The sequence below is a fragment of the Myxococcota bacterium genome, assembly GCA_039030075.1.
Lineage (GTDB): Bacteria > Myxococcota_A > UBA9160 > UBA9160 > SMWR01 > JAHEJV01.
This window is the reverse complement of the sequence record JBCCEW010000007.1, coordinates 157,208-180,466: the sequence shown is the minus strand read 5'-3', so window position 1 is coordinate 180,466 and position 23,259 is coordinate 157,208. Positions and strand designations below refer to the sequence as shown.

General features: G+C 69.9%; 21 protein-coding genes. 10 read left to right on the top strand and 11 right to left on the bottom strand.

Annotated elements, in window-relative coordinates; genetic code table 11:
- Window positions 1-218: 218 nt before the first annotated feature.
- Both AAF430_10035 and AAF430_10030 read left to right on the top strand, forming a co-directional pair.
- Complete coding sequence (locus AAF430_10035; protein ID MEM7410559.1) at window positions 219-2,006, top strand: tetratricopeptide repeat protein; 1,788 nt, start codon at window positions 219-221, stop codon at window positions 2,004-2,006.
- A 129-nt stretch (window positions 2,007-2,135) separates the two neighbouring features.
- Window positions 2,136-4,046: a metallophosphoesterase gene (locus AAF430_10030; protein ID MEM7410558.1), complete on the top strand. Its 1,911-nt coding sequence runs from the start codon at window positions 2,136-2,138 to the stop codon at window positions 4,044-4,046.
- Between the two features lie 7 nt (window positions 4,047-4,053).
- Here AAF430_10030 and AAF430_10025 read toward each other — a convergent pair whose 3' ends face one another.
- Entirely contained in the window at window positions 4,054-4,983 is a 930-nt protein-coding gene (locus tag AAF430_10025; protein MEM7410557.1) for a glutamate--tRNA ligase family protein, read from the bottom strand.
- A 309-nt stretch (window positions 4,984-5,292) separates the two neighbouring features.
- On the opposite strand from AAF430_10025, the gene AAF430_10020 reads away from it, so the two are divergent.
- Both AAF430_10020 and AAF430_10015 read left to right on the top strand, forming a co-directional pair.
- Window positions 5,293-6,234 carry a CpsD/CapB family tyrosine-protein kinase gene (locus AAF430_10020; GenBank protein MEM7410556.1) on the top strand — a complete coding sequence of 314 codons (942 nt, stop codon included), beginning with the start codon at window positions 5,293-5,295 and terminating at the stop codon, window positions 6,232-6,234.
- Complete coding sequence (locus AAF430_10015; GenBank protein MEM7410555.1) at window positions 6,231-7,622, top strand: hypothetical protein; 1,392 nt, start codon at window positions 6,231-6,233, stop codon at window positions 7,620-7,622. Before AAF430_10020 ends, AAF430_10015 begins: the two co-directional genes overlap by 4 nt.
- A gap of 3 nt (window positions 7,623-7,625) precedes the next feature.
- On the opposite strand, the gene AAF430_10010 is transcribed toward AAF430_10015, so the two are convergent.
- From AAF430_10010 to AAF430_10000, 3 genes are all read right to left on the bottom strand, one after another.
- Window positions 7,626-8,282 carry an exosortase C-terminal domain/associated protein EpsI gene (locus tag AAF430_10010; protein ID MEM7410554.1) on the bottom strand — a complete coding sequence of 219 codons (657 nt, stop codon included), beginning with the start codon at window positions 8,280-8,282 and terminating at the stop codon, window positions 7,626-7,628.
- A complete protein-coding gene (locus AAF430_10005) occupies window positions 8,279-9,082 on the bottom strand; it encodes a hypothetical protein (protein ID MEM7410553.1) in 804 nt (267 codons plus the stop codon). The genes AAF430_10010 and AAF430_10005 overlap by 4 nt, the downstream gene beginning before the upstream one ends.
- Before the next feature lie 138 nt (window positions 9,083-9,220).
- Window positions 9,221-10,174: a glycosyltransferase family A protein gene (locus AAF430_10000; GenBank protein MEM7410552.1), complete on the bottom strand. Its 954-nt coding sequence runs from the start codon at window positions 10,172-10,174 to the stop codon at window positions 9,221-9,223.
- Window positions 10,175-10,312: 138 nt separating this feature from the next.
- On the opposite strand from AAF430_10000, the gene AAF430_09995 reads away from it, so the two are divergent.
- On the top strand, window positions 10,313-11,536 hold the full coding sequence (locus AAF430_09995; protein MEM7410551.1) for a glycosyltransferase family 4 protein: 1,224 nt from the start codon (window positions 10,313-10,315) through the stop codon (window positions 11,534-11,536).
- 157 nt (window positions 11,537-11,693) lie between these two features.
- On the opposite strand, the gene AAF430_09990 is transcribed toward AAF430_09995, so the two are convergent.
- Window positions 11,694-12,719 carry a glycosyltransferase family 2 protein gene (locus tag AAF430_09990; GenBank protein MEM7410550.1) on the bottom strand — a complete coding sequence of 342 codons (1,026 nt, stop codon included), beginning with the start codon at window positions 12,717-12,719 and terminating at the stop codon, window positions 11,694-11,696.
- 110 nt (window positions 12,720-12,829) lie between these two features.
- Entirely contained in the window at window positions 12,830-13,564 is a 735-nt protein-coding gene (locus AAF430_09985; protein MEM7410549.1) for a glutathione S-transferase N-terminal domain-containing protein, read from the bottom strand.
- A gap of 212 nt (window positions 13,565-13,776) precedes the next feature.
- Between AAF430_09985 and AAF430_09980 the strand changes: the two genes are divergently transcribed.
- From AAF430_09980 to AAF430_09970, 3 genes are all read left to right on the top strand, one after another.
- Window positions 13,777-14,295 (top strand): peptidylprolyl isomerase, encoded by a 519-nt coding sequence (locus AAF430_09980; GenBank protein ID MEM7410548.1) that lies wholly within the window; start codon window positions 13,777-13,779, stop codon window positions 14,293-14,295.
- A gap of 76 nt (window positions 14,296-14,371) precedes the next feature.
- Entirely contained in the window at window positions 14,372-15,538 is a 1,167-nt protein-coding gene (locus AAF430_09975; protein ID MEM7410547.1) for an amidohydrolase family protein, read from the top strand.
- A 91-nt stretch (window positions 15,539-15,629) separates the two neighbouring features.
- On the top strand, window positions 15,630-16,424 hold the full coding sequence (locus AAF430_09970) for a class I SAM-dependent methyltransferase (protein ID MEM7410546.1): 795 nt from the start codon (window positions 15,630-15,632) through the stop codon (window positions 16,422-16,424).
- 7 nt (window positions 16,425-16,431) lie between these two features.
- On the opposite strand, the gene AAF430_09965 is transcribed toward AAF430_09970, so the two are convergent.
- Genes AAF430_09965 through AAF430_09955 form a run of 3 tightly spaced genes read right to left on the bottom strand, consistent with a single transcriptional unit; the run spans window position 16,432 to window position 19,829 of the window.
- Window positions 16,432-18,174 carry an amidohydrolase family protein gene (locus AAF430_09965; protein MEM7410545.1) on the bottom strand — a complete coding sequence of 581 codons (1,743 nt, stop codon included), beginning with the start codon at window positions 18,172-18,174 and terminating at the stop codon, window positions 16,432-16,434.
- A gap of 45 nt (window positions 18,175-18,219) precedes the next feature.
- Window positions 18,220-18,546, bottom strand: coding sequence for a Rieske 2Fe-2S domain-containing protein (locus AAF430_09960; GenBank protein MEM7410544.1), 327 nt, complete (start codon window positions 18,544-18,546; stop codon window positions 18,220-18,222).
- The gene (locus AAF430_09955) at window positions 18,543-19,829 is read right to left on the bottom strand and encodes an aromatic ring-hydroxylating dioxygenase subunit alpha (GenBank protein MEM7410543.1); all 1,287 of its coding nucleotides are present in this window, start codon (window positions 19,827-19,829) and stop codon (window positions 18,543-18,545) included. The genes AAF430_09960 and AAF430_09955 overlap by 4 nt, the downstream gene beginning before the upstream one ends.
- A 132-nt stretch (window positions 19,830-19,961) precedes the next feature.
- Here AAF430_09955 and AAF430_09950 point away from each other — a divergent pair, with 132 nt between their 5' ends.
- Window positions 19,962-20,876, top strand: a complete 915-nt coding sequence (locus AAF430_09950; GenBank protein MEM7410542.1) for a peptidyl-prolyl cis-trans isomerase — start codon at window positions 19,962-19,964, stop codon at window positions 20,874-20,876.
- Between the two features lie 34 nt (window positions 20,877-20,910).
- Here the strand turns inward: AAF430_09950 and AAF430_09945 are convergent, their stop codons facing one another.
- Window positions 20,911-21,822, bottom strand: coding sequence for a tyrosine-protein phosphatase (locus AAF430_09945; GenBank protein ID MEM7410541.1), 912 nt, complete (start codon window positions 21,820-21,822; stop codon window positions 20,911-20,913).
- 84 nt (window positions 21,823-21,906) lie between these two features.
- On the opposite strand from AAF430_09945, the gene AAF430_09940 reads away from it, so the two are divergent.
- Window positions 21,907-22,503, top strand: a complete 597-nt coding sequence (locus AAF430_09940; protein ID MEM7410540.1) for a DUF4136 domain-containing protein — start codon at window positions 21,907-21,909, stop codon at window positions 22,501-22,503.
- Here the strand turns inward: AAF430_09940 and AAF430_09935 are convergent, their stop codons facing one another.
- On the bottom strand, window positions 22,504-23,187 hold the full coding sequence (locus AAF430_09935) for an EthD domain-containing protein (protein ID MEM7410539.1): 684 nt from the start codon (window positions 23,185-23,187) through the stop codon (window positions 22,504-22,506).
- Between the last annotated feature and the right edge of the window lie 72 nt (window positions 23,188-23,259).

The following is a 23,259-nucleotide window of genomic DNA, read 5'->3' as shown; positions in this document are numbered from 1 at the left end:
GTCCTGGCGTCGGCGGATGGGTCGGTCCGACGCTCCGCCGTGCCCAGATCCACGTTCGCTCGGGCTGCGCTGAGTTTCGCTGCGGGAGCCGACCCGGGCGGCTCGCGCCGCCCCGTTCGGTCGCTGCCCCTGTGCAATCGATGCGCAGCGCGTCCACGCCGCCCGACACTCTCGTTCCTTGGGGAGGGGGAGTGGGGGGTATAATGGCCCCAGGAACGATGGCGGCTCCCACCCAAGCGATCTCCCGTGACGCCGCCTGGCTCTTCGGGCGGACCCTCGACCTCGGTTTCGGGGCGGGCTTCGTCTATCTGGCGACCTTCCCACTGCTGCTGCTGGCGCCCACGCTGTTCGGCGTCGATAGCTGGCCGATCCTCGTGGTGGCGGCGATCTCGTTCTTCATCAGCGCCCCCCACTACGGCGCCACCCTGCTGCGCGTCTACGAACAGCGGGCCGACCGCCAGCGCTACGCCTTCTTCGCCGTGCACCTGACGATCTTCCTCGTCGCGGCGTTCATGTTCGGCGTGTACTCGGTGACGGTCGGATCGCTGCTGCTCACCGTCTACATCACCACGAGCCCGTGGCACGTCGGTGGGCAGAACTACGGCGTCGCGCTGATGTTCCTGCGGCGACGCGGCATCGACGTCGACCCGCTCGGCAAGCGCTTGCTCTACCTGAGCTTCGTCTTCGCGTTTGTGCTGGCCTTCCTCTCCACCCATACGTCCGGCTCGAACGTGATCTACGCCCCGGGAGCCGAGAGCGGCGGGAGTCACTTCTCGGTGCTGCGCCTGGGAATTCCCCCGGGCTTCGCCTCGATCGCGGGGCCGGCGGTGTTCCTCGTGTACCTGGGCTGTGTGCTCGGTGCGCTCTGGCGCTTCTCGCGCCAGGCCCGCGTGGCCGACCTCGTCCCGGTGGTGTCGATCCTGTTGTCCCAGGCGCTGTGGTTCGTGGTTCCGGTGCTGCTCTTCTTCACCGGCGACTACAGCGGGGCGCTGCTGCCCTTCGCCGCGATCTGGATCTCGGCCGCACACAGCGTGCAGTATCTCTGGGTCACCACCTACTACGCACAGCGCGCCGACCCCGAGCTCGGGTCGCGCACCTACCTGCTGCGCGCGCTCCTGGCGGGCGCGTTCGTGACGATGGTGCCCGGTTTCCTGTTCCTGCCCGAGCTGCTCGGCGGGGTGTCCTGGCACGCCGGGCTCGGGGTGCTCTTGTTCGCGGTGGTGAACCTGCACCACTTCGCTCTCGACGGAGCGGTGTGGAAGCTGCGCGACGGCCAGGTGGCGAAAGCGCTGCTGCGTTCGGGCCCGAGTGATGCGCCCACCGAACGCCGCGCGCCCGGGCGCGGGTGGACGGCCGTCTGGGTCGCCGGCGCGCTGGCCCTCGCGGTGGGCGTCTACGAGCTCGCTGAGCGGCGCCTTTCCCTGGGCGCGGTCACCTACGAGACCCTGGCGCAGGCGGGGGGCGCTTTGGATCGGCTGCGCTGGGTAGGACGCGATTCGGCCGAGGACCGCGCCGCGCTCGGCCGTGCCTACGCCCAGCGCGGGAACGTCGCCGCGGCGGTCGCCCAGTACGAACGCAGCGTCTTCATCCAGCCCAGCCTGGCCGGCTGGATCGGGCTCGGCGAGAGCCGGGCGGCGCAAGAGCAGTGGCCGGAGGCGCTCGCCGCCTACGCCGAGGCGCAGGCGCTTGCCGGAGACGCCCCCGGGCTGTGGACGCGCATCGCCGATGTGCACGGGGCCTGGGAGGCGTCCAGCTCGGGAAGCGAAGCCGCCGCGCACCGTTCCGAGGCCATCTCGGCCCTGGAACAGGCCCTTGGCCTCGACCCGAGCCTGGCCCATGCGAACCGCGCGCTGGCCCGGGCCTACGTGCGCGACGGACGCACGGGTGACGCCGTGGCGCTGCTCGAAGCGGCGCTCGGCGCCGTCGCCCCCGACGCCCGCGGCGCCATGCGGCGCGAGCTGCGCAAGCTGACCGCGGCCCGAGAAGCGCCGGGTCAGGCCTCCTAGCGCTTTCCGAAGCACCCCGAACTGTTCCGGCGGGGCGCGGGCTTCGGGCGTACCCTACCCGCGCTTCGACCGGCGTGGCGCACTGCGCGAACACAGCGCCTGCTCTTTGCGATGCAGGGGAGGGACGACATGGGGCGTGGGTTTCGAATCGGCGCGCGGCGCGCCGCGATCGTGGCGAGTCTGTGGGTCGTGCTCGGTTGCGCGACACCCGACGGCGCGCCGCCCGCGATCGAGGTCGAACCCCTCGAGGCGGCCACCCCCTGGACGCACCTCGAGGTCGCCGACGGGCCCGACGACTTCAAGTTCGTGGTCGTGAGCGATCGCACCGGCGAGGAGCGCCCCGGTGTCTTCGACGCGGCGGTCGACAAGATCAACCTGCTGCAGCCCGCCTTCGTCGTGAGCGTGGGTGACCTGATCGAGGGCTACACCGACGACACCGGCCAGCTCGCCAGCGAGTGGGAGGAGTTCGACGGCTTCGTCGAGCGCCTCGACGCGCCCTTCTTCTACGCCGCGGGGAATCACGACTACTCGAACACGGCGATGGCCGAAGACTGGCAGCGCCGCTTCGGTCCGTCGTACTACGCGTTCTCGTACAAGGACGTGCTCTTCCTCGTGCTCAACAGCGAGATCCTGTCGAGCGTCGCGAAACCCGGGACGCCGATCGCCGGGCCGGACACGGCCGACGCCCAGCTCGCCTACGTCGAGCGCGTGTTGGCCGAACACCCGGATCCACGCTGGACGATCGTGATCGTCCACCAACCGCTCTGGGACCCGCCGGGCGCCAAGCAGGAGCCTCTCCCCGCCTGGCAGGCAATCGAGGAACAGCTCGCCGGCCGACCCCACACGGTCTTCGCCGGTCACTACCACCGCTACGTGCGCCAGGTGCGCCACGACCACAGCTACATCACGCTCGCGACGACCGGCGGTGGCAGCGAGATGCGCGGCATCGATCGCGGCGAGTTCGATCACGTCGTACTCGTGACGATGAGCGATGACGGCCCCGTGGTCGCCAACCTCATGCTGGACGGGATCCATGGCGAGAGCGTGCGTACCCTCGCGACCCGCGATCTGGTGCGGCGCCTGGACCACGTGGTGAGCGCGCAGCCGTCGTGGGTGCCGGGTTCTCGGTTCCGCGAAGGGGAGCAGCGTTTCGAGCTCCACAACCCGACCTCGGTTCCGATCGTCGTGCGGGCCGAGCTGCGCGAAGGGCCCGACCTCCGCGTTTCTCCGGCGACCCTCGAGCACGAGCTGGCGCCGGGGGCGACGGACGAGGTCACCTTCACGCTGCGCACCGACGGTTCGCGGGGGCTCGAAACGCTGGCGCCGGCCTTCGCGTCCTGGACGGTCGAAGCGCCCGGCGAGCACGCGCCCGTGCGCGTGGAGAACACGGGGTGGGTGTTTCCCGACCGACGCTTCCCGGTCACCCGGACCCGTCCGCTGCGCATCGATGGAGACCTGGAGGATTGGGGCGCGCTGCGTTTCGATCTCACCGGCTGGCCGCGGCGCGAAGGCGGCGTCGCCGAGGCCGACCTGCGCTTCGACGTTCGCACCGGGCCCGATCGGCTCTATCTCGCGTTCGCGGTGAACGATCCGACGCCCACCCAGGACCCGAACCGCATCGCGCGCGAACAGGACGGACTGGTGGTCGAACTCGACGCGCGTCCGGCGGAAGAACGAAACCGGAATCTCTCCTTCCGACAGGCGCTCGGCCAGGGGGACTTCCGCAAGATCTTCATGGCCTGGCTGAATCCGATCGAACCCGCGCCCGACCCGATCTTCGACGCGTTCATGGCGCCGTTGCCCGAGGGGTACGAGCGCGTCGTGGTTCCCACGGACGCCGGGTATCGCGCCGAGATCGCGATTCCCCACGCCGCCCTCGACGCCCAGGCGGGTGAACCGTGGCAGGCCTTCCGCTTGAACGTCGTCGTGCAAGACTTCGATGGAGACGATCCCCACCCGAAGCTCCACGGGTGGCGGCCGAGTCGCTACGGGCTGGTCGGGCTGGCGGTCGAGGGAGCGGGCACCTTCGAGCGACCCTGAGCGCGCGTCACGCCGTCGCCGGTAGCAGCAGCAGCCGATCGCCGGTCCAGCGCAAGGTGCGGTCGCGCGTCGCCACCCGGCTCCAGTCGAAGTCGGCGACGAGTGCCTCCGGTTGAACGGGCTCGGGCGTGGGGCGCAGGCCCGCCGCCGCAGCGAGAACTCCGCACATCGCGGGTCCGCTCAGGTGTTCGCGCAGGGTCGGAAAGCCGACGGCGCCGTGGAACTTCGCGAGCTTCTCCCCGCGCTCCTCGAGCAGCAACAGGTGGTGGCGGTACTCGGGGTGCGGTGCGTCGAGCGCCGCTTGGATCGCCCATTGGGTGGCCGTCGTCGCGGCGAGATCGTGGCCACGCACGATGCGTGTGACGCCGGCGTCGACATCGTCGACGACTCCCGCCAGGTGATACGCGATCGCGCCGTCGCGTCGGCGCACGACCGGGTCACCCGGGTCCCGACTCGGGTCGCCCGAGAGGTCGCGGCCACTCTCGTCCGCAATCTCGAAGCGTTGCGCGGGGAGCCGCAGCCGCAGCGGCTCGGTGCTGCTCCGCCAGCCCCCGGCGGGCAGCGGGCGCTCGCGGCAGGTGCCCGGGTAGGCGAACCCGCCGAGGGCGCTCGGCATTCCGGCGGCTGCGAGATCACGCCGGCTACACGTGCAGGGGTAGAGCCCGCCACGCGCGGCGAGGCGGTCGAGGGCGGCGGCATGGGCGCCGTCCCGCTCGCTCTGGCGCTGGAACCCATCCCAGGCGAGCCCGAGCCAGCCCAACGCCTCCTGCAGGCCCGCGTCCCACTCTGGGCGCGTGCGCTCCGGGTCGAGGTCCTCGATCCGCACTAGCCATTGGTCGCCTCGCGACCGCGCGTCGAGCCAGCCGAGCAGGGCGGCGAGCAGGGTCCCCGGATGGGCCGGTCCGGTGCTGGAGGGAGCGAAGCGGCTGGTGCCCATCGACGCGCATTCTGCCGCATCGTTGGGTCCAGCGACCCGCAACCCATCGGCAACGGGGGCTCGCTGCACTGCGTTACCCTGGCACGGTCTTCGAGCACTCACGAAGACCAGGGGGCCGACCGAAGAGTTGGAGACGGGCCCCCGGGGGCTTGGCCGTGGTTCCGGTGGTTCCGGATCCGATGCGAACTCTCGATCACCGCGCGCGAAGACCGCGCCGCGTCGATCGTCCTACGAACCATGGCGCAGTCACAGGAGTCCTAGGGGAAGTGTCGATTCGCGAAGCAGCGCGACAGGGCGAGCAGGTGCGGCGTGGGTGAGATCGCCGACGCCATCCGCCGTGCCCGTGAACGCGGGGAGTCCCGTGAGCGGGAGCTGACGCTGCCCACCCTTCGCAGCACCCAGGCCGAAGCGGCGGCTCCGGCGGCCCCGGAAGCTCCGCCCCCGACGCCGCCCGAAGACACGGGTAGCTCCTTCGGGCTCGACTCGATCCGCAGTCGCGTGCCGTTCCTGGGCAAGCGCGTCGAATCCGTCGAGGTGACCAACGAAGCGGTGATCCTCGAAGACGGCGCGCGCGCTGAAGAGTGCCGCCACCTGGCCCTGCGCCTGCGCGCCGAGCTGGAAGAGCGCGGTGCCCGCAGCGTGGCCGTCGCGAGCGCCGAACGCGCCGATGGCAAGTCCACCGTCCTCTGTGACCTCGGGATCGCGTTGGCGTCCTTGTCGCGCGGTCGCGAGATCGCCCTCGTCGACCTGGACCTCCGCAAGCCCTCGCTCGGTCGCTACCTCTCCCTGCCCGAAGGGCCCGGGATCGAAGACGTGTTGCGACGCAAGGTGACTCTCGACGAGGTGCGCGTCGAGATCGAGAACCCGACCCTCGATGTCTACCAGGCCGTCGAGCCCCAGCGTGCGGCCCACGAGTTGCTCGTGCAGCCCGCCTTCGCAGCGATGATTCAGGAGCTCGAATCACGCTACGCGACCGTGCTGATCGATACGCCGCCCGCGCTCCTGGTGCCGGACGTGACCCTCGTGCTGCGCCACGTCGGCGCTTGCGTTCCCGTCGCGCGGGCGGGGAAGACCCGAGCCCGCAACATGCGCCAGCTCGTCGGGCGTCTGCCGCGGAAGCAGATGCTTCCCGCGATCCTCAACGGCCAGCGCACCGGCGACGCCGACGATGAGTACGGCTACTACGGGGTCGACGTCGTGAACGCCGTCGTCGAGGACGACGCGCCGCCGAAACAGGAAGACGCGCCGTGAGCCGCGAAGAACAGGATCCCTGGGGCGAGGAGGAAAGCCTCGGCATCCCCGAGTTCCTCTTCGATCCGGCCGGTGTCGCGCGGCGACGCTGGCTGCCCGTCGTGATCTGCTTCGTGATCGGGGTGATGGCGACGGTGGGCGTGACCTACGCCTGGAAGCCGACCTACGTCGCGCTCTCCACGGTGCTGATCACCAGCCAGCAGATTCCCCGGGAGTTCGTGAAGTCCACGGTCCAGGAGGACACGCTCTCGAACATCAACGCGATGATCGGGAAGATCCTGTCCACCCAGAACCTCTCGAACCTGATCGATGCGCGCGATCTCTTCCAGGCGCAGCGCGAGACGACCCCGCGCATCGCGCTGGTCAACGAGATGCGCTCGAACATCGAGGCCTATCCGCTTCCCAGCCATTCGAAGCGCGCTTCCTCGATCGTGTTCGCCATCTCCTACGAATCCGAGAAGCCCGCCGAAGCGGCGGACATCGCCAACGCGCTGGCCGCGCTCTTCGTCGAGTCGAGCATCAGCCGTCGCAACCGGCAGGCGCAGCGCACCACGGCCTTCCTGCGCCAGGAGCTGCGCCGAGACGAGGACGAGCTTCGTGAACAGGGACGGCTGATCAGCGAGTTCCGACGCGAGCATCGGGGGAACCTCCCGGGCGAGCTCGAGACGAACCTGCGCAAGCTCGACTTGCTGACCTCCCGACGTGAGTCGATCACCGATCAGGTCGCCGAGAAGCAGAACCGCTTGCTCGAGATCGCCTCCACGGGGGCGGCCGTGCCGTCCGAGAGCCGCGTCCTGCTCGAGGAATTGCAGCGGCAGCTCGCGCGCGAGCTCGCGGCCCACACCGACGAGCACCCGAACGTGATCGCCCTGCGCGAGCGGATCGTGCGCCTGAACGAGGTGGTCGCGTCGGGTGGCCTGGGCGGGGAAAACTCCCAGATGAACATCGTACTCGCGTCCGAGCGGCGCGAGATCGCGCGTCTCCAGGGGACCCTCGCGAAGATCGACGAGGACGTTGCCATCGTGAACGAGCGCATCGATGCGACCCCGGGGATCGCCGAGCAGCTCACGGCGCTCGAGCAGAAGGAAGGCGTGCTGCGGGACGACTACCTGAGTTCGTTGCGCAAGGTCGAAGAGGCCGAGCTCGCCGAGAGTCTCGAGTCGGCCCACCAGGGCGGCCAGGTCTCGGTCCTCGACGAGGCGTCGCGCCCGAGCTCACCGGTCCGACCGCGTTGGATGATCGCGCTGATCGGGTTCGCGGCGAGCATCGCGCTCGCTCTCGGGATCGCGGTCCTGCTCGAGCTGATCGACCCGGTCGTCGCGACGGCCCGGCACCTCGAGAACCTCAGCGAGGGGCCGATCCTCGGCACGCTCCCGCACATCGGCTGAGGCCTAGGAGCGCTTCGGCGCCTCGCTCGGCCAGCGCGATCCGATCTCCGGCACGAGATCGGTGTAGAACGCCGTGAGCCGCTCGCGCGACGCCTCGATGCCGGCGTCGGTGATCGGCGTGGAGAGTCGCACCAGTGCGCCATCGGCGCGCCCGTCCGATAGGCGGCCCTTCAGGTGGTCGACGCTCACGTCGAGGTTGTCGAGCAGCCCGGCGCCTCGCGAGGAGTGGTACCAGAAGTGAACGAGACGCTGGTTGCCCGCGCGTTCGACGATGAACTCGTTCACGCGATGGCCATCGCCGAACTGCTGTTCCTCGTGGCGAACGATGTCCCAGCCCGCGGAGGGGTAGCAGACCTCGGGAGTATGCTCGGGGCGTCCACCGCGCTCGGTTCCGTAGTAGCCCACGTACATCCAGACGACTTCCGGTGATGTATCGCTCTCGTACTCGCGCTGGAGGTTGAGATCCGCGCGGAGCATGCGCTCGACGCCGTACTCGAGCGGGACCGAGTGCCCCTGCCAGGCGCCCACCCGGAGCGGCAGACCCTCGAGCGCGCGGGCGTCGAAGTCGAGTGCGGGCCGCAGCTGGAGCCACCAGGCCCCGGCGCCCACGGCGACCATGGTCACCAGCAACGCGACGTTCGCGATCGATTCCTTGCTCACGCTGCGTCTCCCCTTCGAAGCATCCATTCACTCGCCGACAGCGCTCCGGCCGCGGTGAGCAGCCACGGCCCGTCGCTGTTCGCGAAGTGTGCCAGGCCGTCCCAGCCCGCCGCAGCGGCCCCGGCCGCGATAGCGAGGAAGAGCGCGGCGATCGGTAGGGACGCCAACGCCATCAGGCCCGCGAGCACGGCGGTCGGCATGGGGCCCTGTTGGCGGAGCGTCTGGTGGTACCAGCCGATCCCGGCCAGCAGCGGGGCGAGCGCGAGATTGCCGCGCGTGAGCTCGAGGCCCGTCTCGCCCGGCACGACCAACACGCGCTGGTGGTGCAGCACCTCGAGGCCCAGTCCGCGCCAGATGCCGAGGATCGGCTCGATCAGCGCTGCTTGGAACGCCTCGGAGGCTCCGTGGATCAGGAACGCAGGTGCGGGCACACAGAAGGCGAGCAGCACCCAGACCGCTGGCGAACGCACGCCGCTGCGGGCGAGGAGCCCCCACACGGCCAGCGCCAGCCCGGGGCGGGCCCAGCGGATCTGTCCGGCGAAGGCGGCGGCGATCTGCAGACCGAGTCCGAGGGCGACGGCCGCGGTCGACCCGGGGAGCGGAGCGTCCTTCGGAGCCCGCCGGGCACATCGTGCGAGCAGGAACGGGAAGACGATCGCGTAACGCGACCACGGGGTCGCGGCCAGATGCCGGGCGAGATCCTGCAGTGCCGGCCAGAACGCCACGCCGAGCCCGAGCCACGGCAGCCACGCGAGCATCGTGCTCGATCGGGCGGGCAGAGACGTCGTCGCGGTGGGCAAGCGTCGTTCCAGGGAATCGGGGAGGCGGAAACGCCTCGCAGAGGGGCCTTCGACCGACCCGGGCTTCGGCTGAACGGTGGGTCGCGCTTCTGCTCGCGAACGAGACTTCCGCTCGGGCCGGACGGAGGATACCGCCGGTCAGCGGGAGCGGCGTCGGACGCGGCGCGCGATCGGTCCGGGCAGCAGCGCCAGGGCCAGCGGCTTGTAGAACACCGGGTCGGCGGGATGGCGCGAGAGGCAGTAGACGCCGGTCTGCACCGCGCCCATCCACTCCCCGGCTTCGCGCTGGTCGACCGCGCTCTCGAGGAAGTGGGCCACGAGGTTGTTGTCTTTCTCGTTCTGGTCGAAGCCGTGATCGAGGTCCTGGATGATCGTCTTCACGTCGAGACCGCGTCGCTCGCACGCGCGACCGAGCACCTCGTGCACGAAGCGGCGTCGGCGTTCCGGATCGCTGCGGGTGAGAGAGTCGGGGAGGATCCGGTACGAGTAGAGGCACTCACCCACCACCATCAGTGGGTGGGCTTCGCCGATGCGCAGGATGTAGTCGTGGCCTTCGCCGATCTGCAGGTCCTCGGCGTAGCGGAACTCGCCGACCATCGACATGCGATACATGCCGGTCGGGTCGTGAGAGGGCATTGCAAACTGGTCGATGTCGGTAGCGCACTCGGCGGCGCTCTTTGCGCGGAAGCGTGGCGCGACCGGACGCTCGTCGATCAGGAGCTCGTAGCCGGTGAACACGCCGGCCAGTTCGGGGTGCTGCTGGAAGCACGCGAGCTGCCGCTCGATCCGGCGCGGATGGCTCAGATCGTCCGCGTCCTGGATGGCGTAGAACTCGCCCTCCACGAGGTCGAGGGCCCGGTTGACCGCTGCCGGCTTTCCCGAGTTCTCCTGATGAAGGATGCGGAAACGCGAATCGTCGATGTGGGACAGCTTCTCGACGGAACCGTCCGTACTCCCGTCGTCGATCAGCAGGATCTCGAGCTCGCGGTGACTCTGCTGTAGGACGCTTTCCACGGCCGGACGCAGGTAGTCGCCTGCGTTGTAGGCAGCGATGACGACGGAGACGAGCGGCTCGTTGTGCGGGGGACACATAAGGGCGTATGGGAGAGGCGGGCCAGTTCCTCCGGCAACCACGGTAGACACGGCTCGCGGGCGCCGCAAGCGACCGGTCTCCCCACAAACGGCGGTTGAGCTTGGCTATGCTTTCCGCTTCTTCCGGAGGTCAGCGCGATTTCGGTCCCCGCTTCGAGTACGCCCGACGCCTCGCGTCTGCGCGTTCTTTACAGCTTTCCGCACGCCATCGGGCGTCCCGGAATCGGTACGACGGCCTGGTTCCAGGTCGATGGGATTCGTGCGGCCGGCGCGCGCGTGACCCTTTCGTGCACCAGCGTGGCCCGCCCGTTCCCGTCCGACGTCCGCGTGGTTCGCAGCCTTTCGCTCGGACCCGCGCGCATCCCGCATACCGCCCTCGGGGTGAATCGCGCGATCGCGTGGCACGACAAGATGACCGCGCGGTGGTTGCGACGACACGCGGAAGAGATCGACGCGGTCCACGTGTGGCCCTCGGGGGCTTTGGCGACGATTCGCGCTGCCCGCCGGCTGGGCATCCCCGTTTTCCGCGAGGTGCCGAATGCGCACACGCGCACGGCCTACGAGCTCGTCGCCGAGGAGCGCGAGCGACTCGGTTTGAAGCCGGTCCCGGGCGCATCGCACACCCTCGACCCGTGGCGCCTCGAGCGAGAAGAGCTCGAGTTCCAGGAGACCGACTACCTGCTGGTGCCGTCGCCCTTCGTCCGCCAGTCCTTTCTCGATCGCGGCTTCCCACCCGAACGCCTCCTCGAACACCACTACGGCTACGACGCGAGTCGCTTCGGAGCCAGTGGCGACGTCGCTCCCGACCCGTCGGGCGGCCTCCAGGTCGTGTTTCTGGGGAGCTGTGAACCGCGGAAGGGCCTGCACCATGCGCTACGCGCCTGGCGCGATTCGGGTGCCGGTGCGCGCGGACGCTTTCGGATTTGTGGCCGCTTCGAACCGGGTTACCGCGACGCCCTGAAGGACCTGCTTCCCCAACCCGGTGTCGAGGAGACTGGCTTCGTCGACGATCCATCGGCGCTGCTTTCCGAATGCCATGCACTGGTGCTGCCGACGATCGAGGAGGGCAGTGCGCTGGTGACCTACGAAGCGCGCGCGTCGGGGTGTCTCCTGCTCGTCTCCGAGGCGAGTGGCGCGCGCTGCGAACACGGACGCCATGGCCTGGTGCACGCGCCGGGCGATGTCGCGGCGCTGACCGAACAGCTGCGCGATCTCACCGAGCACCCGGAGAAGGTTCGAGAGCTGCGCGCAGGTGCCCGGGCCGAGATCGACACGCTGAGCTGGAAGGCCGCGGGGCGACGCCTGCTCGCCTGCTACGGCGAAGGGGTCCAGCGGCTGCGCAGCGAGGGCGTCGCGGTCTAGAGGGCATCTCATCGACCCCTCGGTCGCCAGGCACACGCCTTCGCCCCGATCTCTTCGTTACGAAACCTCGCGGTAGCGGTGCTATGCCCGCGGTTTCGCGCCTCGACCTCGGGCCGACATCGGACCCCTGTCTCGATCGGGGTTCGTGAGATGCCCTCTAGCGATCGTCCGGCGGCGGCCCGAAGTCAGGTGCCCAATCTTCGTCGAAGCACGCCGGCGAGAGACTCGCGCGAGCGTGGAAACCCAGGGCCCGGCACTTGAGGGCGCGCTCCCAGCCCGACTGCTGGCCGCGCACGATGCCGATGAGGTCCGACAGCACCCAGCCCGCGGCTCGCGGCAGCGTGGCGAGCAGCATGACCGCGTTGGCGAGGCTGGCCACCGCCACGCCCCGCCACTTCCAGAGGAAGCGCAGGATCGCGCGCTGCTTCGCCTCGTAGGCCCAGGCGCCCACTCCGGGGCGCTTCGAGCTGCCGCTGTGGTGGTGCACGATCTCGACGTCGGGCAGATAGAAGGTGGGGTTCCCCGCGCGATGCAGGCGGTAGAGGAGATCCGCTTCTTCCCCGTACATGAAGTAGCCGCGGTCGAAGAGCTCCCCGCCCACTGCCGCACGACGGAGCAAGAGGAAACTGCCGGCGACGCAATCCACGGGTCGGGCCTCGGCGAAGTCCTCGGTGCCGTAGCGCGACCAGTTCAAGAGGGGCGAGTCGGGCCACGCCTGTCCCAGGTAGAGCGCGTTCTGCACCACGGCGCGCAGGGTCGGGAAGCGAAAGCAGGTGCTCTGAAGACGGCCGTCCGAGAACACCTGCCGGCAGCCCACCGCCCCGACCGAGGGCTGAGCATCGAGAAAGGCGAGGGTCTTCTCGAGCGCGTCCGGCGGGACCACGGTGTCGCTGTTGAGCAGCAGCACGAACTCGCTGCGCGAGGCGTCGTAGCCCTGGTTGCAGGCGCGGGCGAAGCCCGCGTTGTCGCGGTTGCGAATCAGCGTCGCGTCCGGGAAGTGGGATTCCACCCAGTCGGCCGAGCCGTCGGCGGAACCGTTGTCCACCACGATCGTCTCGAGGCCGCCGGTCACGTCGTTCGCAGCGAGGCTGGCGAGGCAGGCGTCGAGCAGCTCCCGGGTGTTCCAGCTGATGATGATCGCGGAAACCCGGGGTGCCTTCTTCTGCGCGTGATCGACGTCCAGCGGAGTTCTCCCAAGGGCAGGCGGGCGCGATGGGCGCCGCGCGCGTTCCTCATCGGCTCGCGAGCGCCGGAAGTGTACCGGCCGTCTCGACCGCTGTGGGTGGCTCCGGGCTACAGCAGGCCGCCCGCCGGGGCCGGCCGCGCGCGCTGGTTGTAGAGCAGCTTCGTCAGACGCGCGATCTCTTCCTTCGGAAGGCTCGCGTAGTCGACCTGGAGGTCCTTCCCCGCGTCCATGCCGCGCTGCAGGGCGGGGCGCGCCGAGAGCTCCTCGAACCAGCGCTTGAAGTACGGGAACTCGTCGAGGTCCTGTCCCTGGTCCTCCCAACCCACGGTCCACGGGTAGGAGATCATGTCGGCGATCGTGTACGCGTCACCAGCCAGGTAGCGCCGGTCGTAGAGCCGGTTGTTCATGACGCCGTAGAGGCGATTGACCTCATCGGTGAAGCGGCGGAGCGCGTAGGACTGATCGCCCTCTCGATCCCCGAGTCGTCGGAAGTGACCCGACTCGCCGGTCTTCGGCCCTTGGTTCGCCATCTGCCAGATCAGCCATTGATTCACTTCGTGCCGCTCGCGCAGCTCCGGCGGGTAGAAGCGGCCGACCTTCTCGGCGAGGTAGAGCATGATGGCCCCCGATTCGAACAGGGCGATCGGTTCGCCGCCGTCGGCGGGCGCAGTGTCGACCATCGCGGGCATGCGGTTGTTCGGGCTGATGGACAGGAACGCATCCTTGAACTGATCGCCCTGACCGATGCTGCAGGGGACGATCCGGTAGGGGATCTCGGCTTCCTCCAGCAGGATCGTCACCTTCTTGCCGTTGGGCGTGGGCCAGTAGTGCAGGTCGATCATCGCGGGTCTCCTTCTCGGGGACACAGTACCAAGGCGCGGCGGTACGCGGGTCACCGACGCGCGGGTACGAAGGCTGCTAGGGTCCTCTTGCCCGCCTCGTTTCGCGGGAAACCCAGGTGTCCCGGGCGGGGACGCCGTCGACGGAGCGCAGACGAAGCGGTGATCGGGCCACCCGGTGCCCGACGCCGCCGCTGGCACTCCGGAGGTCCCCGGTGCATCTCGAGTCGATGGTTCGCGTGGCGCGTGTGTCGCTTCTGGCAATCCTCTTGGCCGGAACTCCGGCGTTGGCCGAAGACGAGGAGGCGACACTCAAGGTAGGAACGGGCCGCACCGTCTCGGTGGAGTACACCCTCACACTCGACGACGGCACCGTGGCCGATACGAACGTCGGGCGCGACCCGCTCACCTTCGAGCTGGGAGCGGGGCAGATGCTCCCCGGCTTCGAGCAGGGCATCGCCGGTGCGAGCGCAGGGGAGAGCCGCGAGTTCGAGCTACCGCCCGAGGCGGCCTACGGACCGGTGCGGGCCGACCTCAAACAAGAGGTGCCGCTCGACGCGATTCCCGAGGACGCGCGCCAGGTAGGTGCCGTCCTCGTGGCGCAGGCCGAGACGGGTGACCGTCGTCGGGTCGAGGTGCTCGAGGTGACCGACACCCATGTCGTCGTCGACCTCAACCATCCGCTCGCCGGGCGCACGCTGAAGTTCCAGGTGAAGGTGCTCGCGATCCAGTAGTGCATTCGGTCGTCGTCTTGGGCGACCGTGCACGCGCCGCGGCCCGGAACTAGCCTCCGCGATCGGGGGGAACGGGGTGGGGCGCACCGCGATCGTCGGAGCCGAGTGGATCGACCCGGAGGCGGGGGCCGCCCGGCCCGGCACGCTCCTCATCGAAGGCGGCCGCCTCGCCGGCTTCGCGTCGACCGATGCCGACCTCACCGACTGGCGCCGGGTCGACCGGACCGGCGCCGTCGGCGCGCCCGGCTTTCTCGATCTGCACTTCCACGGCGAGCTCGTGTCGGCCGGTCCGGACGACTTCTCCGCCGCCCTCGCGCGGGCGGCGCGCGAGCAGGTCGAGAGCGGGACCACCGCGTTCCTCGCCACGACGGTGTGTTGGCCGGACGCGGATCTGGCTCCGCGCCTCGACGCGCTCGCCCAGGCCACCGAGGCGACGGCCGAGGGTGGCGCCGCCTGCCTGGGCCTCCATCTGGAAGGGCCCTGGATCAGCGCTGCGGCGCCCGGCGCGATGGATCCGGGCGGCGTCCGTCCCTTCGATCCAGCGCGCGACCGGCCCCTGATCGACGGATTGGGCGAACGCCTGTGCATGGTGACCTTCGCCCCCGAACTCCCCGGAGCGGACGCACTGCTCGCGGCCCTGATGGCCCAGGGCGTCGTGCCGGCCCTCGGTCACAGCGCCGCCTCCGCGGAGCAGATCGAGGCGGCGGCGAGCGAAGGGCTTTGTCACGCCACCCATCTCTGGAACGCCATGGGGCCTTTCCACCACCGTGCCCCCGGTGTGGCCGGTGCGGTGCTCGCCGACGACCGCATCCGCTGCGACCTCATCTGCGATGGCCATCACGTCGCGCCGGCGGTGGTACGTCTCAGCGCGGCGGCCCTGGGCGAGCGCCTGATGCTGATCAGCGACCGGGTGGCGGTTCCGAGCAACGGTCCATCGGCGCTGGGCGCCGCCGCAGCCGAGGGTCCGGATGCGCCGTTCCGGCGCGCCGACGGCACCCTGGTGGGCAGCCAGCTGCGCCTCGACCGGGCCGTCGCGAACCTGCGGCGATTCGCCGACGTCGGGCTCGCCGAGGCGATCGCCGCCGTCACCCTGCGACCGGCCCGGCAGCTCGGCGTCGAGGCCGAACGCGGCACCCTGCGACCGGGCGCGCTTGCGGACCTGGCGCTGCTCGACGCCGAAGGAGCGGTCGTCGAGACCTGGCGCAGCGGCGAGCCCGTGTGGTCGCGCGCGACCGACGGCTAGCGCGCCGCCGTGACGCCCCCGGGTGTCAGGGCGATTTTCAGCTCAGGTGGATCCCTGCCGTGCCGATGCAAGGGGTGGGGGGACTCTCGCTTTGGCCCGCGTTCGCATCCGGCGTCGTTCGCTCCAGACGCTGCTGTCGATCGACAGCCATCAGGCGTACCACGCGCACCTGTTCCGGGAGGCGCTCGACCCCTACCTCGAAGACTGCAAGCGTGCGGGCCGCGAGCCCGGGCACGTGCTGGCGATCGGCGCGGGCTGGCGCGAAGCCGAGGCCCTGGCGACCTACCCGTTCCAGCGCGTGGTGCTCTCGGGAATCCTCGAGCCCGACGAACGCATTCAGGCGGCGACCGCGCGCCATCCGCGCCTGACCTACGAGTTGGCGAACGCCGAGGCCCTGCCCTACGCGGGGAGCTCCTTCGACCTCGTCCTCTGCAAGGAGTCGCTCCACCATCTGCCGCGCCCCGCACTCGGCCTCTATGAGATGCTGCGCGTCTGTCGGCACCGGGCCGTGTTCCTCGAGCCTTGGGACTGCGCCGTGCTGGCTGGCTTCGACCGACTCGGACTCACCACGCGCTTTGAGCGCAATCTCGACGCGAATCTCCAGGGGCGCGACAACTTCGTCTACCGCTGGAGTGCGCGCGGAATCGAGTCGCTCCTGGCGAGCTACTACATCGACTCGGGGGAGCGCGCCGAGGTCGACGTCGGCTGGCTCTCCACCCGGATCTTGATGGCCCGCACACCCCGCGTCCGCAAAGCGCTGCTGGCGGCGGGTTGGGCGATGAGCTGGCTGCCGGGCGGGCTCGGCAACCACGCCACGGTGGCACTCGTGCCCGGCGAGAACCGGCCGGCCGACCCCGCACCGGTCTCCGAGATCCCGGGCTTCTAGCTCCCGTCTACGCGGCCGACTGGGGCCCGCGGAGCACGCGTCCCGGCAGCGCGCCGGTGTGTTCGCCGTCGCGGAAGGTCACCACGCCCGACACGATCGTCGCGTCGTAGCCGCGGGCGCGTTGGATCAGGCGCCGCGCTCCGGCGGGCAGGTCGTGCACCAGCTCGGGGAGGGCCAGCTCCAGACGCTCGCCGTCGACGACGTTCAGGTCGGCCTTGCGACCCGGGGCCACGACGCCGCGGTCGTGCAGGCCGTAGAGCTCGGCGGTGTCGCGGGTCATCTTCCGCACCACCCACTCGAGCGGGAGCTTCGGGCCGCGGGTGCGATCGCGCACCCAGTGGGAGAGCAGGAAGGTCGTCATGCTCGCGTCGCAGATCGAGCCGCAGTGGGCGCCGCCGTCCCCGAGACCGAAGGCGCTGTCCGGGTGTTCGAGCATCTCGCGCAGGGCCTCGAGGTCGCCTTCGCCGTAGGAGAGGATCGCGAGCATCGAGAGCTGGCGTCCGTCGAGCTCCAGCATGCGGTCGTAGAGCACCTCGAAGGGGTCGCGGTTCTCGCGGGCGGCGATCGCCGCGATCGACTGATCCGGGCTGGGCTCGTAGTTCGGCGGATCACCGAGGGGGAAGATCTTGTCCATGCCCTGCTCGATCAGCTGGATCACGAAGCCGACGCGCGGGTCGTCGCCCGCCACCGAGGTCTCGGCCAGGATGCGGCGCTTCGTCTCGGGGTCGCGTAGCGCGCGCACCCGCTCGGGGAGCGGGAGCGTTTCGAGGGCCTGGTAGCTCGGCTTGAACGAGAACGGGTGGAAGGTCGAATGCCCGATCAAGAGCATCGTCGGTCGGGAACCCACCTGCGGTCGGAGCTGCGCCCCGTCGGCGTTCGCTTCTCGCGCGAGGGCCAGCACCTCGCGGAACTGGTCCTTGTCGAGCTCGTGTTGGGAGAGCGCGAAGCTCACGGGTCGTCCCGTCTCCGCGGACAGCCGGCGCATCCAGGCCACTTCCTTCGCCGGTGCCGCCAGGTCTTCGCCCATCACGCCGGCCGGCGCGAGCTCGAAGAGTCCGCGTCCCACCTCGCGCAGGACGCGCCCGATCCCGAAGAGTTCGTCCTCGGCCGCGAAGGTGCCGGGTACCGGCTCGCCGTCGACGGCGCGGTGCACGATCGTGCGCGACGTGCTGAAACCGAGCGCGCCGGCGAGCATCCCCTCCCGCACGACCTCGGCCATGCGGGCGATGTCTTCGGCGTTGGCCGGCTCGTTGCGGGCGCCGCGTTCGCCCATCACGTAGGCGCGCACGGCGCCGTGGGGCACCTGGGTGCCCAGGTCGAGGGCGTGGGGGATCGCGTCGAGCGCGTCCAGGTACTCCGGGAAGCTCTCCCAACCCCATTTCATCCCGGCCGACAGGGCGGTCCCGGGGATGTCCTCGACGCCTTCCATCAGTCCGACGAGGAAGTCCTCGTCGCCCGGTCGCACCGGCGCGAACCCGACGCCGCAGTTGCCCATCACCAGGGTGGTGACGCCGTGCCAGCACGAGGGCGTGAGCAACGAGTCCCAGGTCGCTTGTCCATCGTAGTGGGTGTGGATGTCGACGATGCCGGGGAGCACCCAACGATCGGTGGCGTCGATCGTCTCGCGGGCCGTCCCGACCTCGGGTGCCACCGCCGTGATGCGTCCGTCGTCGACGGCAACGTCGGCAGCGCGCGGCGGTGCGCCGCTGCCATCGACCAGGAGACCGCCGCGAATCGCGAGATCGTGCATTGAAGACTCCCATCGGATCGCGGGGCGCGACCCGGGTTCGGTCGCTCAGGAGAGCGAAACCTCGAGGGTGGTCCCGACCTCGCGCACCGAGAAGGTCTGCGCGGACCGGCGGATCGGGTGACTCTGGGGGGATCCGTCCCGTACGTCGAGGGTGCCGCCGTGGACCGGGCATTCGAGGACGCAGCCGCGCAGCGTTCCCTGATCGAGGGTGACCATCGCGTGGGGGCAGCGGTTCTCGATCACGAAGAACGCGCCGTCGACGTTGCACACCAGGAGCTTGATCCCCTCGGCTTCGACGGCGCGGGTCTGGCCCGGCGCGAGGCCCGAGACGTCGACGTGGCAGACGTCGGCCCGCTCGGAAGGGGCGCTCACAGGCTGCCTTCCAGATAGCGCTCGAGGGTGCGGTGAAAGTGGCGGATGCGGATCTCCTGCTCGCCGAGGTGGAGCGACTCGAAGGCCTTCGAGCGCATGCCCGCCTGGATCCTCGGCAGGTTGTAGAGATCCTCGTCGAGGAGATCTCCGCCCTCGCATTCTCCGGCCAGGGTGTCTCCGTCGGCGGTGCGGTAGAGGCGCTTCTCCGGACGCGGGAGGTCCTGCGCGGGTGCGCGCAAGAGACTCCAGAAGTCGAAGTACATCTTGTTCGGGTCTTCGGGGTGGGGCCTGTGGGTGAAGACCCAGGTGAACATCGAGTGGGTGTTGAAGGTGACGTTCGGAAACACGGTGTAGTGAAAGTCGTCGCACATCTGCGACTCGTTCAGCTCCGAGAAGTCGCAGCCGAGGGTCGGTCCGAGCTTGCGGATCGCGTCGGCGTAGGCGGTCCGGGCTTCCGCCGGCCCGCCCTCGAACTTCTCGAGGTCCACGCCGACGCGCGCGAGGAACATGTCGCGAATGCCCGGGGTGACGGTGCCGGCGCCCTCGTGGCGCGGGCTCGCTTGTACCTCCGGGAAGATCATGCGCGTGTGCTTGTCGTAGCAGTCATAGAGCGTGCCGACGTCGTCGCTGAACTCGAGCGTCCAGGTGTGGGTGGCCGCCAGGTGATAGGCCTCGTTGAACGCATCGACGCTCGTCTTCCAATTGCACTCGATCTCGATCGTGCACTCGAAGGCGACCTTCCATTCCTCGAAGTGGTAGGGGTCGAGGTGTTCGGGGATCACGCCCAGGTACTCGTGCAACGGCACGGCGTCCGGGTCGAGGTTCACGAAGACGAAGCCGGCCCAGGTCTCGCAGCGCACCGGCCGCAGGTCGAGACCCTCGCAGCCCTGGGGAAACGACTCGGGGTCGAGTACCTCGAGGAGCTTTCCGTCGAGCCCGTACTTCCAGCCGTGGAAGAGGCAAGAGAAGCTCTCGGCGTGGCCGCGACCAGGCTCGCGCAGCCGGTTGCCGCGGTGCATGCAGACGTTGTAGCGGGCCGCCAGGCTGCCGTCGGGTTGGAGAATGATCAGGATCGACTCGGGCCCGATCTCGAAGGTGAAGTAATCGCCCGGTCGCTCGAGGTCCGACACGCGACCGGCCATCAACCAGACCCGACTCCACATGCGTTCCCACTCGAGGTCCATGAAGGAGCGCGAGGTGTAGCGGTCCTTCGGAACTGCGGCGGTGCCGAGGCCCGGATCGGGCGCGCGTTCCATCGGGGTGCGCAGGGGCGTGGCCGGCATGCAGATCTCCTTGGGCCGCTGCGGCGGCGGCTCGGGTGCGGACCAAACTAGACAGGCCACACTTGGCTCGTCAAACCCGCGTCCCGGGTCGGCCCCTCCGGGCGGGCGCGGGGCTCGCTATGCTGCGCCGCCGTGTGGCGACCCCTCCTGCAGTTCGCCCTGTTGGGTACGGCGCTCTTTACTTTCGACCGCCTGTGGTGGGATCCGCCGCGGGCCGAGCCGGTGGTGATCGCCGAGGCTCGGGTACGAGCCGTCCACGATGAGCTGGCCCGCGCGCTGCGGCGGGCCCCCGAGCGCGCCGAGCTCGAACGCGCCCTCGCGCCCGAGGTGGACGAGACCCTCCTCTACCGCGAAGCCCTGGCGCGCGGCTACGACCGCGGGGATCCGGTGATCTTCCGCCGCCTCGTCCAGAATCTCCGCTTCGCCGGGGCCGACGAGAGCCGCGATGACGCCGCGCTCTATGCGGAGGCGATCGAGATGGGCATGCATCGCACCGACATCGTGGTGCGTCGCCGGCTGGTGCAGCGTATGCGGCTCGATCTCGAGGCGGCGGGCGTGACCGAGGAACCGGCCGAGGACGCACTGCGCTCCTACCTCGAGACCCACGCCGACCGCTACCGCAGCCCGGCGCGAGTGCGGCTGCGCCAGCTCTACTTTCGCGGCGAGGCCGACGCGCGGGCGGCGTTGGCCGAGCTGCGGGGCGCGACGAACTCCGAAGACGGGCGTCCCCGTGGCGATGCCTTCCTGCACCCGGCCGAGCAACCGTCCCAGACCGAGCGCGAGCTCGGTGATCGCTTCGGGGCGAGCTTCGCGTCGGAGGTGTTCGCGAGCGAAGCGGAAACCTGGAGTGGACCCGTGGCGTCGGCCTACGGAACCCACCTCGTGTGGGTGCACGAGCGCACCCCCGAGCGCGCCCAGCGCTTCGAAGAGGTGCGCGACCAGGTGCGCTACGCCTGGCTGGCCGAGCGGCGACGCGAGGCGCTCGAAACGGCCCTCGAGCGCTTGCGCGAGGGCGTCCCCGTCGAGGTGCAGTGGCCCGCGTCTTGAGGTGAGGGCGCGCGCGTCAGTCCAGACCCGCGGTTCAGTCCAGAAGGTTCGCTTGCAGGCGCGCCAGCATCGCATCGTCGACGCCGAGCCCTTCGCGCAGGTAGCGATCGACCCCGCCGTACTCGGCGTCGATCGTGTCGAAGGCGGCCTGGAGGTAGCTCGGTCGCGCCTCGAAGAGCGGGCGGACGGCGACGGGATCGGCGCGGAAGAGCGAGGCCCAGCGGATCAGGCGCAGCATGCGCTGAGTCTTCGGCTCGAGGTAGTCGTTGGTGAGCAGGTAGTCCTGCATGATCGCGTCGCGCGGGACATCGAGTGCCATCAGGACGAGGGCGGCGGCGAAGCCCGCGCGATCCTTGCCGGCCGTGCAGTGGAAGAGCGTCGGAGTGGCGTCGGGTTCGGCCAACTCCCGCAAGAAGCGCGCGTAGACCGGGGCGAACTCGGTGACGAAGGCCCGGTTTCCCTCGATCAGCCACCCGCTGGCTTCCTCCTCGGTGATCTCGCCGGACATGAGTTGGTCCTGCAGCTCGCGCGGATCGAGACCGTCGCCGGAAATCGGCTGCCAGGTGACCGCGGCGCCGCCCGGAACCCGGTCGGGTTCGCGGTCGCGTTCCAGTTCGGATCGGAAATCCACGATGCGGCGCACGCCGAGTCGCTCGAGGTAGAGCAGGTCGTCGTCGCTCAGCTCCCCCAGCGTGTCCGAGCGATACAGGACGCCCCAGCGGAGCTGGCGTCCGTCACGCGTCGTGTAGCCCCCTAGATCGCGGGCGTTGGCGGCGCCGTCGAGGGGCAGATGCCGGTCGCGGACCTCCGTTTCGGTCAGGGCCGGCACCGCGCGCTCCTCGGGGGGAGCCAGGCTCTGGCAGGCGCCGAGCCCCCCGATGCAGACGGCGATTCCCAGCAGGCCAGCGGCCCGGAGGAGACGTGCGGTGCGGATCGTGTGCGTCATGGACCGCACGGTACCCGAAACCCGGCTCGCGGGTTTGTCATACTCGCTCGCAGCGACCGCCCTCCTTCACTTCCGGAGGTTCCCATGCCTGCATGCGTCCGACTCGTCGGGGTGTTGTTGGCCGGGCTCGCCCTCACCGCCTGCGCCACGCTCCGCGTCGAGAGCGACTTCGACCCCGAGGTCGATTTCGTCGCCTACGAGACCTTCACCTGGTTGGATCCGCCGCTCGTCGAGACGCCCCGCGAAGCGGGCGCGCCCGAGGTGGATCCCTTCACCCACAACACCCTCGTCGACCAGCGCGTGCGCTCGGGCGTCGAAGCCGCGCTCGAACAGCGCGGCTATCGCAAGGCCGAGGACTCGGACTTCGCCCTGCGCTACGACCTCGTGAACCGGGAAGTGACCCGTACCTCGCCCGGCTTCGTGTCGCCGGGCGCGTTCGGGCGTCGGGGCTTCTACGCCGGGTCGACGGTTTATCCGCCGTTGGTGCGAACCTACGACGAGGGCACGCTGATCGTCGACGTCATCGACGCCCAGACCCGGCGCATCATCTGGCGCGGCTGGGCGGCGACGCGCACCCGGGACGGTCACCTCGACGCGGCCCGCTTGCAGCGGGTGATCGACGGCATTCTCGCCGAGTTCCCGCCGGCCCGTGAAGGGGAGCCCGTCGCCGAAGAGGGCTGACTAGCTGCGCAGGATGTACTCGGACAGCGGCACCGAGTGCATGTCCGAGACGTCGGCGAACTGCTCGGTGTCTTCCATCACTTTCGAAAGGACCTCACGTCCACCGTACAGCCGCTTCGGATCCGTGTAGTCCTCGAGGCTGCGGAACCGCTCGGCGACGATCGCTCGGATCGGGGGCGCGCCCGCCGTGAGCGGACGCGCCACGGCGTTGCGCACGTACTCCCAGCGAAGCGGGTGCAGGTCGAAGGAGAAGGGCGTGTGGACTTCGTGCCAGGCGCGGTAGAAGTCGCCGTCGGTGAGGCGCTCGGGCTTCGGGAACCAGGTGAAGTGAGTGACGCCTGGGCTGCGTGCGCCGTCGGGCCAGTCGCGGTCGTCGCAGCGCTGGGGAATGGACTCGGTCACGAGGTAGCCCTCGAGGCGTTCGCAATGGGGCGCGAGAGAGCCCTCGAGCGCGCGGCGGTCGTCGATGCTGTCGAGCCACACCGAGATCGCGGCGGAGACCGTGGCGCCGTCGCCCATCAGGAGCGAGGGCTTTTCGATCTCGCGCCCGACCAGGTCGGATACGCTGACGTTGAGAGCGGCGACACCGGCGTCGAGCCAGGCCTGGGCGACCGGGCCGAGCAGCGCTTCCTTCCAGGACTCGAGCGGTGCCGGGCACCAGGCGAGATACACCAGCTTCTCCATGACGCTTCCTCCAGATCGGGCTTCGGCCGGGGCAAGGTAGCTGGGCGCACGCCCGCGGTCGCCGGAGGGCAG

What these genes read in the sequence shown, in the direction of transcription:
- AAF430_10035 (MEM7410559.1), top strand. Translation starts at nt 219, where the DNA reads ATGGCGGCTCCCACCCAAGCGATCTCCCGTGACGCCGCCTGGCTCTTC.
- AAF430_10030 (MEM7410558.1), top strand. Translation starts at nt 2,136, where the DNA reads ATGGGGCGTGGGTTTCGAATCGGCGCGCGGCGCGCCGCGATCGTGGCG.
- AAF430_10025 (MEM7410557.1), bottom strand. Translation starts at nt 4,983, where the DNA reads ATGGGCACCAGCCGCTTCGCTCCCTCCAGCACCGGACCGGCCCATCCG.
- AAF430_10000 (MEM7410552.1), bottom strand. Translation starts at nt 10,174, where the DNA reads ATGTGTCCCCCGCACAACGAGCCGCTCGTCTCCGTCGTCATCGCTGCC.
- AAF430_09985 (MEM7410549.1), bottom strand. Translation starts at nt 13,564, where the DNA reads ATGATCGACCTGCACTACTGGCCCACGCCCAACGGCAAGAAGGTGACG.
- AAF430_09965 (MEM7410545.1), bottom strand. Translation starts at nt 18,174, where the DNA reads ATGCACGATCTCGCGATTCGCGGCGGTCTCCTGGTCGATGGCAGCGGC.
- AAF430_09955 (MEM7410543.1), bottom strand. Translation starts at nt 19,829, where the DNA reads ATGCCGGCCACGCCCCTGCGCACCCCGATGGAACGCGCGCCCGATCCG.
- AAF430_09945 (MEM7410541.1), bottom strand. Translation starts at nt 21,822, where the DNA reads ATGACGCACACGATCCGCACCGCACGTCTCCTCCGGGCCGCTGGCCTG.
- AAF430_09940 (MEM7410540.1), top strand. Translation starts at nt 21,907, where the DNA reads ATGCCTGCATGCGTCCGACTCGTCGGGGTGTTGTTGGCCGGGCTCGCC.
- AAF430_09935 (MEM7410539.1), bottom strand. Translation starts at nt 23,187, where the DNA reads ATGGAGAAGCTGGTGTATCTCGCCTGGTGCCCGGCACCGCTCGAGTCC.